At 45.0% G+C, this 12,789-nt stretch carries 14 protein-coding genes; 4 read left to right on the top strand and 10 right to left on the bottom strand.

From position 1 onward, the window contains the following. Window positions 1-184: 184 nt before the first annotated feature. From NF543_RS18160 to NF543_RS18140, 5 genes are all read right to left on the bottom strand, one after another. Window positions 185-1,024: a universal stress protein gene (locus NF543_RS18160; protein WP_257669600.1), complete on the bottom strand. Its 840-nt coding sequence runs from the start codon at window positions 1,022-1,024 to the stop codon at window positions 185-187. A gap of 108 nt (window positions 1,025-1,132) precedes the next feature. Next, the gene (locus tag NF543_RS18155; RefSeq protein WP_257669599.1) at window positions 1,133-1,909 is read right to left on the bottom strand and encodes a DUF4197 domain-containing protein; all 777 of its coding nucleotides are present in this window, start codon (window positions 1,907-1,909) and stop codon (window positions 1,133-1,135) included. Window positions 1,910-1,977: 68 nt separating this feature from the next. After that, window positions 1,978-2,811 carry an endonuclease/exonuclease/phosphatase family protein gene (locus NF543_RS18150; protein ID WP_257669598.1) on the bottom strand — a complete coding sequence of 278 codons (834 nt, stop codon included), beginning with the start codon at window positions 2,809-2,811 and terminating at the stop codon, window positions 1,978-1,980. 4 nt (window positions 2,812-2,815) lie between these two features. Beyond that, window positions 2,816-3,601, bottom strand: a complete 786-nt coding sequence (locus NF543_RS18145) for a glycerophosphodiester phosphodiesterase (protein ID WP_257669597.1) — start codon at window positions 3,599-3,601, stop codon at window positions 2,816-2,818. Window positions 3,602-3,783: 182 nt separating this feature from the next. Continuing rightward, the gene (locus tag NF543_RS18140) at window positions 3,784-4,683 is read right to left on the bottom strand and encodes a phosphodiester glycosidase family protein (RefSeq protein ID WP_257669596.1); all 900 of its coding nucleotides are present in this window, start codon (window positions 4,681-4,683) and stop codon (window positions 3,784-3,786) included. A gap of 163 nt (window positions 4,684-4,846) precedes the next feature. Here NF543_RS18140 and NF543_RS18135 point away from each other — a divergent pair, with 163 nt between their 5' ends. Beyond that, a complete protein-coding gene (locus tag NF543_RS18135; protein ID WP_308379142.1) occupies window positions 4,847-5,164 on the top strand; it encodes a DUF2752 domain-containing protein in 318 nt (105 codons plus the stop codon). Continuing rightward, window positions 5,157-5,516 carry a TM2 domain-containing protein gene (locus tag NF543_RS18130; protein WP_257669595.1) on the top strand — a complete coding sequence of 120 codons (360 nt, stop codon included), beginning with the start codon at window positions 5,157-5,159 and terminating at the stop codon, window positions 5,514-5,516. Before NF543_RS18135 ends, NF543_RS18130 begins: the two co-directional genes overlap by 8 nt. Here NF543_RS18130 and NF543_RS18125 read toward each other — a convergent pair. Then, window positions 5,513-6,160: an HD domain-containing protein gene (locus tag NF543_RS18125; RefSeq protein WP_257669670.1), complete on the bottom strand. Its 648-nt coding sequence runs from the start codon at window positions 6,158-6,160 to the stop codon at window positions 5,513-5,515. The two genes, NF543_RS18130 and NF543_RS18125, sit on opposite strands and share 4 nt — an antisense overlap. After that, window positions 6,144-7,337 carry a THUMP domain-containing class I SAM-dependent RNA methyltransferase gene (locus tag NF543_RS18120; protein WP_257669594.1) on the bottom strand — a complete coding sequence of 398 codons (1,194 nt, stop codon included), beginning with the start codon at window positions 7,335-7,337 and terminating at the stop codon, window positions 6,144-6,146. Before NF543_RS18120 ends, NF543_RS18125 begins: the two co-directional genes overlap by 17 nt. Before the next feature lie 74 nt (window positions 7,338-7,411). Here NF543_RS18120 and NF543_RS18115 point away from each other — a divergent pair, with 74 nt between their 5' ends. Beyond that, the gene (locus NF543_RS18115; protein ID WP_257669593.1) at window positions 7,412-7,804 is read left to right on the top strand and encodes a DUF3127 domain-containing protein; all 393 of its coding nucleotides are present in this window, start codon (window positions 7,412-7,414) and stop codon (window positions 7,802-7,804) included. A gap of 343 nt (window positions 7,805-8,147) precedes the next feature. On the opposite strand, the gene NF543_RS18110 is transcribed toward NF543_RS18115, so the two are convergent. Together NF543_RS18110 and fumC are read right to left on the bottom strand one after the other, a co-directional pair. Further along, a complete protein-coding gene (locus tag NF543_RS18110) occupies window positions 8,148-8,681 on the bottom strand; it encodes a fumarate hydratase (RefSeq protein WP_257669592.1) in 534 nt (177 codons plus the stop codon). Window positions 8,682-8,687: 6 nt separating this feature from the next. Next, window positions 8,688-10,085, bottom strand: coding sequence for a class II fumarate hydratase (fumC, locus tag NF543_RS18105; RefSeq protein ID WP_257669591.1), 1,398 nt, complete (start codon window positions 10,083-10,085; stop codon window positions 8,688-8,690). Window positions 10,086-10,501: 416 nt separating this feature from the next. Here fumC and NF543_RS18100 point away from each other — a divergent pair, with 416 nt between their 5' ends. Further along, window positions 10,502-11,386: a PIG-L deacetylase family protein gene (locus tag NF543_RS18100; protein ID WP_257669590.1), complete on the top strand. Its 885-nt coding sequence runs from the start codon at window positions 10,502-10,504 to the stop codon at window positions 11,384-11,386. A 440-nt stretch (window positions 11,387-11,826) separates the two neighbouring features. On the opposite strand, the gene NF543_RS18095 is transcribed toward NF543_RS18100, so the two are convergent. Continuing rightward, the gene (locus tag NF543_RS18095; protein WP_257669589.1) at window positions 11,827-12,402 is read right to left on the bottom strand and encodes a hypothetical protein; all 576 of its coding nucleotides are present in this window, start codon (window positions 12,400-12,402) and stop codon (window positions 11,827-11,829) included. Window positions 12,403-12,789: the final 387 nt, after the last annotated feature.

The following is a 12,789-nucleotide window of genomic DNA, read 5'->3' as shown; positions in this document are numbered from 1 at the left end:
TCAAAGATAGCAAATGTTGGTGGCAAATATCGTTCATGGGTGCACCGACAGCTAGCAGGTTTCACGCAAAGCACGCGAAGGTTTTTCACGCAAAGTGGCCAAACCCATTCCTTAGCGGCCTTCGCGAGAAAGCGGAGCGCCTTTGTGGTCTCTGCGTGAACCTTTTTAATACATCATGAAAAAGTTAAGCGACAGGTTTGTTCTTCAGCAACACCACGGGTACATCCGCAATATTCAAGAGCTTTTTACTGACACTGTTGTGAAAGAGGCGTTCGAAGAAACCATAATTGCGTGATGCCATGAGAATGAGATCGATATCATGTTTTTTGACATAATCGAATATACCATAGGCCTTATCCTTATGTTCATTTACCATATCAAATACGGGGTTCAGCTCACCAAGTAACCTGGTGAGTTGTTTTTGACATAGGAGGGTTTCGGGCGACTGATGCTGTGATTCATAATCCACATGTACGATATATGTTTCAGCATCCAATTGCCCGGCGATACGCTTGATACTATCAACGGGAGTGGAGGTTTCAATATCCCTTAAATCAGTGGCATAGACTACCTTTTTTACAGTTTGAAAGACATGGTTCCTGGGAACGATCAGCAAAGGCGCGACTCCAGATGCTGCCACTGCAAGTGTATTTCGGCCAATGAGCGTATTTTCGATATCCGATAAACCAGCAATCCCCATCACAATCAATGAAACATTATGCTGATTGACGATAGCCTCCACACCTGTTTTCACAGGATGGTTATTGGCTAACAAGATGATTTTATCCCGAGATATCGCTTTGGGGATGCGGAGTCTATCGGTCATTTTCTCGAGGTGTTTTATGGCAGCATCGTAATACAGGTTTTCACTTTGCTCGGAATTGGATAATGCTACGGGCGTTGTTACATAAGAGTGATAAAAAATTACCTTTAGCGCATTCAAATGATCAGCCAAATCCAGGCCATATTGTGCTGCTGTATAAGATACATCAGAGAAATCTATCGGAATTAAAAGCGTTTTCATCTAATATTGGTTTAAAAGAAAATTTCATAAACCGATGATTGGACATGGGTTTATGAACTATGGTTAGGTAATTTAGTGATTTTTTATCAGAAAGGAAAATCTTATCTGCTAAATCTCACTTTTATTTTCGTCGGCGTAACCAAATACTTTTTGCAACAAGGGTGTAGTACGTGTTCCGCCTAGATTATCGCGTATTTTGAGCTCTTCCTGTGCCACCTGATGGAAAAGACCGTCGATGGCCTTTTGGGTGACATACTTGTTCAAGTCTGTTTCTATCTTATCGTTTACCAGTGGGATTTGGTTGTAGCGAGTCACCACGTCGCTCCAATATTTGGCTACATTATGTTTGCCGAGTGCCCCTTCCACGATGGGGCTGAATCTTTTAGCCAATTCATTAGTAGTGGTTCGTTTAAAAAAACCGGTTGCGGCATCTTGTTGTCCACTGAGTAGGATATTGGTGGCGTCTTTAATGGTCAATTGCGAGAGTGCCGACACAAAAACCGGCGCCGCTTCGCTCACGGCGCTTTCCGCTGCTCGGTTGAGGCTTTGGATAAAGTTATCGCATAACGATCCAAGACCGATGCCACGCAATGTGCTTTCTACCTTTTGGGCTTCAGGGGGCATGAGTATTTTCACGGCCGCGTTGCCCAAAAAACCATCCTGTACTGCCAATGACTTAATACTACGGTCTAACCCTTGGCTTAGCGCTTGTTTAAGGCCCGAGGATATTTCACTGGAAGTAACCGAGGTACCTGCTGTTGAACCGGAAGTGGACGGATTTGTTCCGGTACCTGTCCCATTGGTAGTGGCCATTTGGCTCAGTGTGTCGCATTGGGTAAAAAACAACAGACAGGATGCAAAAGAAAGTGCTTTTAAGCTGTTCATAGCATGCTATTTTAAGTAACTGAATATGGATTCCGCCAAAGTTAACATAATAGACGAAATTAACGATATCAATAATGTACTTCCACCAGCACGGGATAATGATCAGAAGGCAATTTGCCTTGGTAACTGTCGGTAAGAATGCCATAACGAGTTACGGTGAAGGGAGATGAAAGAAAAATATGATCAATCCTACGATCACTCACCTTATTGATGTCAAACCCATTAAACGTGCCATTTGGTGCATATTTCAAGGGCGATAATTCATAAGCATCTGTTACTACACCGCTGGAATTGAGCACGTGATAGCTTTCATTCCGTTGGTCCACATTGAAATCACCCGTGATAATCATTGGCGTACCGCTCCCCAATTCATGAGCCTTTTTGATAATGAGTTTCGCACTTTCCTTACGTGCCTCTACACCCACATGGTCAAAATGGGCGTTAAATAGGAAAAACTGGAAGCCGGTACGTTTGTCTTTAAAGAGCCCCCATGTGCAGATGCGGGGTAAGGCAGCATCCCAACCCTTATTGGGCACTTCCGTTTGCTCAGCAAGCCAGAAATTGCCTTGTTTTATCGCCTCGAATTTATCCGTGTTGTAAAATATCGCTGCGTATTCTCCATCATCCTTACCGTCATTACGGCCCACGCCAATGTATTCAAAGCCGGGCAGGTTTTTCTTGATATCCTCAAGCTGGTGCTTGAGTCCTTCCTGCGTACCAAAGATATCGAACTCGTGGAATCGGATTAGCTGCACAAGATGTGGATGCCTATCTTTCCACAAATTGCCCACATCGCGAGATGCGTCATACCTGACATTGTAGGAGGCCACAATGAATTGCTGTGCAAAACCAACCGATATGCAAAGCCATATAAGAATGGAGATGCTGATGATCCTTTTCATTTTATCAGTTGTTATGTTTGTTGATTACTTCTATGGCTAACGCAGGTTCGTCCGTGGTGAGGAATTCCACATTTTGATTCAATAGGTTGAGCATTTCATCTTCGGTATTTACGGTCCACGCATTGATTACGAGGCCCAGGTCATGAGCTTCCTTAATCCAGGTAGGATTCTTCTTATACACGTTGAAATTATAGTCGAGGCCATAAAAACCGTCTTTTTTAGCTTGGTCCGGAGCAACGTCTCCATTCAGGTAATATACCTTGGCATTGGGGTCGAGTTCGATGATGCGTTTGGCGCCATCGTAATCGAAAAGGATATATTCTACCCACTCATCCGCATTCAGTTTTTTGACGAGTTGTACAGACAAATCTGCGGAATACCGGGTGCGTTCTTTTCCCAAGTTAGATGTCTTTAGCTCATAGATAAGTTTGGTCTTTTTTTGTTTCATCCCCTCGCGGAGGTATTCCTTGGCCGTAGGGATTGATTCTCCGTTTGGATGCTTCTTGGTCAACAATTCCTTATATGTGGATGTGGCGATATCCATGCCATAGAAATCCTTATCATGGTTTACGACGAGCACATCGTCTTTGGTGAGGTGTACGTCAAACTCGGTGCCAGCACATCCCAATGCTATTGCACGATGCAAGGAGGCAATTGAATTTTGTGGAAAGTTATCAGCTTTCCATGCGCCGCGGTGAGCGATCGCTTGGTTCTTGATAAATTGGGCAGCAGATACATGCCACATAATGCATACGGTTAATGTCAGAAAAATACGGGTTACTGTCTTCATGTTTTTAATGTTCATTAGCATAGTTGTTTCTATTGTCTGCCTGCCTATCATAAGCAGGTGAGCGATTGCTCGTGACGGTTCACCAAATAGAATGTTTATGTGTTAGCGTTTTGTTGGCTAAAGGTAATCAAATTATTAATCTCTTCTGTGTTTTCATTAGCATTAACGAATGCTCACAGCTATTAAAAGACTAAAATAGCATTGGCCACTTTGCGTTCTCCATCATGATCAAAGGCTTTGTTATCCGATGGATAATTAACCACCCCGGAATGATTTTCTCCCTTTATGTACAAAGTGGTAGATCCTCCGCCGTCAAGATTCAGGGCGTCTTGCACATCCATCACACGCAACAAAAAGGCCAGTTGATGTAAGTTCATGCCATGAGCAAGCGCATTCCTCCCGTCTACGGTAAGTAGGATAATCTTGTTGTCGGCCGTGAGGCCAACCGCAGACCGAGGATGGCGATTGTCATTGAATGCATTCTTTTGTAGCAGTATTTCGGCTCCACCATGAAGTAGGGTAGGGCCGCAAACCATAACGTGATCCGCAGGCAATTGTTTATCCCATCCAATGGTTTGATCAACGCCAATGACTATGGACGCTTCTTGCCCATTCATGATGAGCGCGCCATTAGCCCGTTCGTGGTTTGCGCCATTAGGTAGCAGCAAGGAGGTTTCATTGACGATTTGTTTATTGATTTTCAAGAACGTTACCGAACCGCCTAGTTTGGTGTCAAAAAACGTGGCATTAATGGCGCCAAGGGCATCGGCTTCACGCGCAAATTCACTGGTGAGTTTAAGGTCTTGAGACAAGCCTACAAAAGCTAACCTTCGCTCGGGTACGGACAAATCGATTTCCAGCAGATTTATTTCTTGCTGGGATTCAAATAGGTTCTCGAAATGAGCCTGCCGCCAGGTAATTCCGGGTTTTAAGGTCTTCTCTTGCCAGTGCGCTTCGGCAATCAGCAACGAGTCTATTGGAGTTTGGGCAATAGACAGTTGGGGTAGGATATAAAGACAAAGTAATACGATTAGATAGGAATAGCGTCTTCTCGTAATTTTAATCAACGCATGAACATTCATCTTGAGTATGTATTTAATTTTAGTGGGCCAAAATAATAAATCTTCAAACAAACCAACAGAAAAGATGGAAGATTGACGGATTAAAGTAAAAATTAGAAAAACTGTTGTAACTTTATCGTTAATCAGACATCCTAATGGAACCGCTAAAGGGAAAACTATCCAAATGGAAATGTACAGTAAGCTGTCGATATCAAAATTGCCAATTGAATTGGCATGTTGGGTATTGGCATTGGTATTACTTTACTTTTCCAATCCACACGCGCATCATTTTTCATTGTGCCCATTGGAAAATGCGGGTTTTACGTGGTGCCCGGGATGCGGGTTGGGACGCTCGATTACCTTATTAATGCATGGGGAGCTGAAGGCTTCATTAAGCATGCATTGGCTTGGGATACCTGCTTTGCTTATCATCATCCATCGCATATACACATTATCAAAAAGAGAATACATAATTTGGACAAAACATAACCACCATGAGTAACCGTAATATATTAATGGGCATCCAAGGGATTACCCCAGAGGAATTGATGTACCTGCAACAAGCCACGGCTTCGTTGAATGATGACCAATTGAAGAACTTCGTATTCTTATACAGTGGCAAGCGGAAAAATGCGCAAGACATCATGCTATTTACGTTGCTGGGATTTCTTGGGTTTGCCGGAATCCAACGTTTTGTGTTAAACCAAGTGGGGATGGGGATTATCTATTTTCTCACGATAGGTTTTTGTTGGATTGGTACCATTGTAGACCTGATCAACCATAAAAGTATGACGGATGAGTACAACCAACGTGTGACACGTGAGTGCATGCACATGGTGCTGAGTGGATTTTAATTGTTCCCTTCCCACTCGTCATAAAACCGACTTAAAAATTGCTCCATGAATTCATGGCGTTGTTTGGCTATCGTTCTAGCTGCTTGGGTATTCATCTTGTCTTTGAGTAACAGAAGCTTTTCGTAGAAATGATTCAGGGTAGGAGCGGTCGTGTTTTTATATGATTCCTTGTCGTGATGGGCAACTGGAGGAATATTGGGATTATACAATTCCCTGTTTTTAAAGCCACCGTAATGAAAGGCACGGGCGATGCCAATGGCTCCCATGGCATCTAGACGGTCGGCATCCTGAACGATTTCGAGCTCTTTCGAGTAAAACGTTACATCGCCCAAGCTCGCTTTGTAAGACATGTTGAAGATGATGTTTTGCACATGCTGTACGGTGCTGGCCTCCACTCCGATTTTGCTCAGAAATTCACCAGCCATCTGCGGGCCAATGGTTTCATCACCGTCATGAAACTTGCTGTCGGCAATATCGTGCAGCAATGCGGCTAACTCACAAGTTATCCGGTCAGCTGTTTCATGTTGGAGCAATAGCTTTACGTTGTTCCAAACCCGAAGAATGTGCCACCAATCGTGCCCTGCTTCGGCGTTAGCCAGCTGTTTGCGCACGTAATCCGCTGTTTGGTCAATGTATGCTTGCATCATCGGCCTTTTCGTCCCCTGTTCTGCGACTACCTTCATATACTTCATATTCCAGTAGGCGGCAATCTAGTTTACCATTGTAGAATTCTATTTTTCGCGACGCCCGTAACCCGATTTTTTTGGCAAGGTCGAGGTTGCCCGTAAATACATAGCCCCGCCGGCCAGCACATCGTTGCTTGAGGAAATCGCCGATACGAGCATAGGTGGCTTCTAGCTTGGTGTGCACCCCCATACGCTCCCCATATTCGGGATTGAAAACTACCACTCCGGCACCATCAGGCAAAGGGGTATCCGCAAAGTCGCATACATGGAAATCGATAAGGCTGTCTACCCCGGCCGTTTTGGCATTCATCAAAGCGATATCAATGGCTTCTTTGGATAGATCTGAAGCGATGATTTTTGCCATGATATTTTTGCTTACCTGTTCTTTTAATTTTCGCCGTTCCGCAAAAAAGACTTGCTCATCATATCCAAGGATATGCATGAAGGCATAGTTCATCCGGAAAAGACCCGGTTTCCGGTTGGTGGCGATGAGTGCTGCTTCAATGGCCAATGTGCCCGATCCGCACATGGGATTGGCAAAAGCAGACTCTCCATCCCAGGCGGTAGCATAAACCACTCCTGAGGCCAAGGCTTCAAGCATGGGTGCTTTGCCGGGATGCTTGCGATATCCGTGTTTGGCTAATGTTTCACCTGAAGTGTCGAGAAAGATTTCAGCTTGGTCATCCTGCCAGTAGAGGTGTACCACGGTTTTATGCAAATCAGGCCCGCTATCTGGCCTCAGACCCTTCTTTTCCTTGATGCGGTCGGCAATTGCATCCTTTACCTTCAGGTTGGCAAACAAAGGCGTAGAAATAGTGGAATTATTCACATTGGACGTAACGGTAACATATCCATCGAATGCAATGAGCTCTTCCCATGGGATGCCCAGTATCGATTGATAAAGTTCCTCGGGGTTGGTTGCCGGGAATGAATGCAGGGAATAGAGCACTTGGCTGGCACAACGCAGGTTAAGGTTGAGCCGGATGCAGTCGTTGACGGTGGCCAATAGCTCGACACCGGTGGCGAATCCACGCTCGATGTCAAATCCCAATTGCCGGATTTCATATTGTAAATAGGGCGACAAGCGCCTACTGCAGGTGATGATAACTTTGCTGGGGGTGTTGAAAACTTCCATAAGATTTTGGCAAAGTTAGTTATTATTGTTAGGTAAAAAATATGTAATTTTGGGGTTTCAACAAAAAATAAGCAATGGAAATACGTGGAAAAGTGCACGAAATTGGTGATACACAACAGGTCACTGATACGTTCAAAAAAAGAGATTTGATTATTCAGTATGCGGAAAACCCTCAGTTTGTAGAATATATTCGTTTTGAAGCAACACAAGACAGAACCAATATATTCGACAACCTGAATGTGGGTGATGAGGTGGAAGTTTCATTCAACTTGCGTGGGCGTCCTTGGACCAATAAAGAGGGGGTAACCACCTATTTTAATTCATTGGTGGCTTGGCGGGTGAGCAAGGTCACGACTACACCCGTGGATGCCAGTGGACAATCGGCTCCCAGCCCGCAGGCATTTGATACGCCTCCCACAGTGGATATTTCTGCTGACGAAGGAAAAGACGATGATTTGCCTTTTTAAATAGTGTCCGTCTATAATGTCGCCTGGCCACTGATTTTATGGACAGATACTAACAGGGTATAATTTAATTGTAATATAAATCAAAATGGGTGGTGCGATTTTCCGTGCCGCCTTTTTTGTTGGTTAGTTAATTGAACACGGATAACACAGGGATTTCGCTTTTAACTTTTTTCTTCATTGCGAGGCTGTGTTGGGCTTCGCGGTCGCTCCATTTCACCCCCCAGCGCACTTGCTCGCAAGGACGAGGGGTTGCGATTCTTTTAAATGCGAAATCCCTGACGGATAACACTGATGGGCAGATTAACGGTGATTTTTTTCTATATAAATCAGCGTTCCGTTTATTTTATTCCCAACGTTTTTTAGGTACACATGTAATATCAGCTGTTTTCCGCAGCAGAATCGGTCGTTGGTCATATCGGTTTTCCAATACAAGGGAATCCGTAGTATATCGTACAATTTTAAAACGAGGCAGGTATTGGCCTATGCGATAGCAGCCTGAGATTTTTTGCCGCCAATTGGCCCTTGTGTATAATCCATCCACCAAGAGGCTATCGCCTCTTACCACGTATACCCCTTTTGCATATTCCGTCCATAACCCATTGTTGTAGCATGAATCGGCAATGTTCTTGACTTTGGATGTGGTGTGCAAGGTTGCATAGATGGAATCGCAGGTGAATTTCAATTCATGCAGGGTATATTGCAGCAGGGCATCCTGCATCGGGATGCTGTCTTGTATCCATACCCCTTGCAGGTACTCGGCACCTTCATGCTGGATATCTGGATTGAAACGGCAACTGCAAACGGACAGAAAAAACATACCGGCTAGTAGAAACCGGTATGTGATGTTACGTAATTTATTTGGATTGTAATGAAGCACGTGATGTTATTTCAGTCCTCCAATCATATCTTCCGGCCGCACCCATTCATCGAATTGGTCATTGGTCAATAATCCCAATTCCAATGCAGCCTCCCGTAGGGATTTTTTTTCCTTATGAGCTTTTTTCGCAATTTTGGCCGCATTTTCATAACCGATGTGTGGGTTGAGGGCCGTAACGAGCATCAATGAATTTTCGAGGTGTTTTTTGATGCCATCACGGTTAGGTTCGATACCTACCGCACAATGGTCATTGAACGAGACACAGGCATCGCCAATTAACCGTGCAGATTGCAGGAAATTGGCGGCCATCATGGGTTTGAACACGTTGAGCTCGTAATGTCCATTGGCACCGCCTACAGCGATGGCTACATCATTGCCGATGACTTGTGCAGCAACCATGGTGAGTGCCTCACATTGTGTGGGGTTTACCTTACCCGGCATGATGGATGAGCCGGGTTCGTTTTCAGGAATCATCAGTTCACCGATACCGGAGCGTGGACCGGAAGCCAACATGCGGATGTCGTTGGCAATTTTCATCAGCGATACGGCCAATTGTTTCAACGCACCATGGCTTTCTACGATGGCGTCGTGAGATGCGAGCGCCTCGAATTTATTGGGTGCCGTGCGCAAGGGTAGCCCGGTGAAATCAGCGATATACTTGGCCACATTTTCTGCGTATCCTTTGGGGGTATTGATCCCGGTACCTACGGCCGTACCGCCAAGGGCAAGGTCGGAAAGGTGCTCCAGTGTATTTTTCAATGCCTTGAGACCATAATTAAGCTGGGCTACATAGCCCGAAAATTCCTGCCCCAAGGTGAGTGGCGTAGCATCCATGAGGTGTGTGCGGCCAATTTTGACTACGCTGGCGAATGCTTCGGATTTTGCTTGCAGCGTATCCCTTAGTTTTTCCACGCCGGGGATAGTCGTTTCCATCAATCTTTTATAAGCGGCGATGTGCATAGCCGTGGGGTAGGTGTCGTTTGAAGATTGTGACTTGTTCACGTCATCATTAGGGTGGACGAATGGTTTACCCTCACCAAGTTTGTTGCCCTGAATGACATGCACGCGGTTGGCTATCACTTCATTGACGTTCATGTTTGACTGCGTACCTGATCCGGTTTGCCAAATGACCAACGGAAACTGCCCATCCAACTGCCCATCCAATATTTCATCACATACCTGGGCAATTAAATCCCGTTTCTCTGCCGGCAATACACCTGCATCGGTATTCGTATAGGCCGCTGCCTTCTTGAGGTAGGCGAAGGCTTCGATAATTTCTTTCGGCATGGATGCCGCCGGGCCAATTTTGAAGTTATTGCGCGAACGTTCGGTCTGTGCCCCCCAGTATTTATCGGCAGGTACCTGCACTTCACCCATGGTGTCGTGTTCTACTCTATAAGACATGAATTTTGATGTTTTTGATTACGTATGCAAACTTAGATAAATCCGCTTTTATATGCAATTTAATCGCGTTGCATAAAAAAGTGGATTTATCGGTCTCTCCGGCTGCCATTGAAAGACAACTTTTGTAGAGGAAATATAGGGATTTGATGTGAGATGTGAGGGTGTACGACAGCTAGCAGGTTTCACGCAAAGCACGCGAAGGTTTTTTTCACGCAAAGTGCGCCGAGCCCATTCCTTAGCGGCCTTCGCGAGAAAGCGGAGTGCCTTTGTGTCTCTGCGTGAACCTTTTTAAATATTAGATTTAGACATGAGATGTGCTCTTGTCGAATCATAGATGTCCCAGAAAAACCACATAAATCCCTATCATTTTGCCTGTTATTAACTATATTGGGCAGCTGTTTCAATTTTGGAATATGATGAAAGCATACAGACTAATTTTAAGCATTATACTGTTAGTAGGAAGTACAACATTATTCGCGCAAGAAAAACCCCTGCGTGTAATCGTAATAGGTGCCCATCCGGATGATTGTGAAGTAGGGGCTGGGGGACTAGCCATTTTATATGCCAACCAAGGACATGCAGTGAAATTCGTGTCTATGACCAATGGCGACAAAGGGCATGTTCGGATGAAGGGGAAGGAGCTAGCTAAACACCGCTATGAAGAAAGCATGGAAGCGGCGCGGAAGATCGGGGTCACCTATGAGATTCTGGATATCCCCGACGGGGAGCTGATGGCAACCCTGGAGAATAGGCATGAAGTCATCCGCTTGATTCGCGAATGGGAGGCGGATATTGTGATATCACACCGCCCCAATACGTATCATCCTGACCATCGATACACCGGCGTGTTAGTACAGGATGCCGCTTTTTTGGTGACTGTCCCAAATATTGTGAGCAAGGTGCCCGCTTTGAAAAAGAACCCCCTATTCTTGTATTTCAGCGACAATTTCCAGCAACCCAATCCATTCCGCCCTGATATTGTCGTTGATGTGACCTCGGTGCTAGATGGGATGGTAGATTTGTTGGATGCACATGCATCACAGTTTTACGAATGGCTGCCGTGGATTATGCAATTGGATGAACCTCCCACTGGAGCCGCTGAACGGCGGGCATGGCTAAGGGCTTGGCGCCTACCCCAATCCATTATCACGGATGAAATAGAAAAGCAATTGCTTAAACGGTGTCCGCACAAGAAACTTAGCGATGTCAAACGCATTGAATCATTCGAAATCTGCGAGTATGGCAGACGGGTGACCGATGATGAAATCCATATGCTGTTCCCCATATTATGTACGGATTGAGTGAACCCTCTTCCCGGGAAAAACTACCCCATTAATCGAAGTGATTTAAACTTATGCGCTTACCAAACATAAACTCAAACAATGCAAAATACAATATAACGGCCTTATGGCTGTTCAAAAAAAATCCTTATCTTCGTGCTAGGTTTAGGTTGATAGCCCCTAATCCCATTGGGGCTGCCGTCCGCGAAAGCGGGCGGTTTTTCGTTTTGAGAGGAGCGGCTGATGGCATTTCAATCGATATCGGACAAAAGGAAATGCCTCGCTACGGGCAAGGTTGTTTAAATGCGAAGCATTCATGAACGCCTCTTAAAACAAGCACGAAGGCGAATAACATTATTTTAATCATGTCGGGTTCATAAACAAAAACTATTTCCTGGTGTCACAGGAAATGGGCCCAGCCTTTTCATAAACCACCCGCCCTTACCGCCGTAATAGTTGAGTCAGTTCTTTGCAAATGTGCCGCAACCTTTCAATACCTTACCATCGATATTCAGGAATATTTCGAACAGCATTTCCTGGTCATTGATAGAGTACACACAGGCGGGCAGCTCCCGTTTATCATCCCCGTTAAAATCCACTGCTTTAATCATGCCATAACATTTATTATCTGCTGCCGAAAACATAATGGTTTGACTGGGCAGCTGATCGCTGTGATAGGTAATGTGCAGGGTCTTTTCCCGATCTGAGGTAAACGATTTAAAATGCAGCTGGTTCTTACGGAACCCGGCTTCCCATATTTCTCCCTTATCGCCCGCCGCCAGAAAAGTTAAAAGCCCGTTCATCATGGCTTCCACAAAATAAGCCGCCGGCACTTCATATAGCCGATATGCGCTATTTTTGGGCAGCGTTACCGTGCGTGTCCCTGCTATCAAAGCAGCACTGCCTTGTTCGGTGTAGCTCCCTAACAGGAGGGTGTCTTTGACTAATTTCTCCTGTCCGTGCACCCGGACCGTACCAGCGCAGTAGAGGCTGACCAGCAGTATATGGCTTTTTAGTATTAATCCCGATAGATTCATTTCTTCATATTTGTCTGTTTCGAAGGCCGCCCGGAGAAATTCCGGGCGGCCTTTTATATTTCATCTTTCCGGTTTTTAATAAAGGTATGCTCCAACTTTGTATCCCCAAACATATGGATTACTGAGTGCCCTTGATTACTTCCATATACCAAATAACTTCAAAGCCGTAATTACCGTTCATTGATTTTTTAGGCACATACAGCATGATGATCCTCTATATCATGTTCCAACGATGCGTTTTGGGTAAGCTCATCCACATGATGTTTATACTTTTCATTCCAGCTGATGAAACGCCTTCAATTCCGCACCGGTAGAGCATATCATCGATAATACTCAAATTTCCGTTCTCTGATCGTCATCCTTCCATTTGAATCAACAATAACCCTT

Source organism: Parapedobacter tibetensis (genome assembly GCF_024704835.1).
Taxonomy (GTDB): domain Bacteria; phylum Bacteroidota; class Bacteroidia; order Sphingobacteriales; family Sphingobacteriaceae; genus Parapedobacter; species Parapedobacter tibetensis.
This window is presented reverse-complemented; position numbering and strand designations above follow the sequence as displayed.

What these genes read in the sequence shown, in the direction of transcription:
- NF543_RS18160 (WP_257669600.1), bottom strand. Translation starts at nt 1,024, where the DNA reads ATGAAAACGCTTTTAATTCCGATAGATTTCTCTGATGTATCTTATACA.
- NF543_RS18155 (WP_257669599.1), bottom strand. Translation starts at nt 1,909, where the DNA reads ATGAACAGCTTAAAAGCACTTTCTTTTGCATCCTGTCTGTTGTTTTTT.
- NF543_RS18150 (WP_257669598.1), bottom strand. Translation starts at nt 2,811, where the DNA reads ATGAAAAGGATCATCAGCATCTCCATTCTTATATGGCTTTGCATATCG.
- NF543_RS18145 (WP_257669597.1), bottom strand. Translation starts at nt 3,601, where the DNA reads ATGAAGACAGTAACCCGTATTTTTCTGACATTAACCGTATGCATTATG.
- NF543_RS18140 (WP_257669596.1), bottom strand. Translation starts at nt 4,683, where the DNA reads ATGAATGTTCATGCGTTGATTAAAATTACGAGAAGACGCTATTCCTAT.
- NF543_RS18135 (WP_308379142.1), top strand. Translation starts at nt 4,847, where the DNA reads ATGGAAATGTACAGTAAGCTGTCGATATCAAAATTGCCAATTGAATTG.
- NF543_RS18130 (WP_257669595.1), top strand. Translation starts at nt 5,157, where the DNA reads ATGAGTAACCGTAATATATTAATGGGCATCCAAGGGATTACCCCAGAG.
- NF543_RS18125 (WP_257669670.1), bottom strand. Translation starts at nt 6,160, where the DNA reads ATGCAAGCATACATTGACCAAACAGCGGATTACGTGCGCAAACAGCTG.
- NF543_RS18120 (WP_257669594.1), bottom strand. Translation starts at nt 7,337, where the DNA reads ATGGAAGTTTTCAACACCCCCAGCAAAGTTATCATCACCTGCAGTAGG.
- NF543_RS18115 (WP_257669593.1), top strand. Translation starts at nt 7,412, where the DNA reads ATGGAAATACGTGGAAAAGTGCACGAAATTGGTGATACACAACAGGTC.
- fumC (WP_257669591.1), bottom strand. Translation starts at nt 10,085, where the DNA reads ATGTCTTATAGAGTAGAACACGACACCATGGGTGAAGTGCAGGTACCT.
- NF543_RS18100 (WP_257669590.1), top strand. Translation starts at nt 10,502, where the DNA reads ATGAAAGCATACAGACTAATTTTAAGCATTATACTGTTAGTAGGAAGT.
- NF543_RS18095 (WP_257669589.1), bottom strand. Translation starts at nt 12,402, where the DNA reads ATGAATCTATCGGGATTAATACTAAAAAGCCATATACTGCTGGTCAGC.